Below are 380 nucleotides of genomic sequence, written 5' to 3' on the forward strand. Positions count from 1 at the left end.
CGCCAGCGACGTACAGGTCTTCACCCAGCCCTGCCCGGGGCTGGTCGAGCGCATCGAAGCCGGCGATCTCTATGGGCCGCAAACCCGGGCACTGCTGGAACGCCTGCTGGCGCCCATCCTCGAACAGGGCTGCGATACGCTGATCCTCGGCTGTACTCATTATCCCTTCGTCAAACCCCTGCTGGCCGAGCTGATCCCGGCGGAGATGGCGGTGATCGATACGGGAGCGGCTGTCGCCCGGCAGCTGGAGCGCGTATTGTCGGCGCGGGCGCTACTGGCCTCTGGCCAGGCCGCGACGCCGCGTTTCTGGACCAGCGCGATGCCAGAGGAGATGGAAAGGATCCTGCCGAACCTCTGGGGAAGCCCGGAAAGCGTAGGAA

General features: G+C 66.3%; 1 protein-coding gene. It reads left to right on the top strand.

Annotated features, from left to right (window positions below):
* Positions 1-380: glutamate racemase (locus A7976_RS13240; RefSeq protein WP_205633539.1), on the top strand; the 380-nt coding region annotated here is incomplete at both ends.

Source organism: Methylobacillus sp. MM3, assembly GCF_001645185.1.
Classification (GTDB): domain Bacteria; phylum Pseudomonadota; class Gammaproteobacteria; order Burkholderiales; family Methylophilaceae; genus MM2.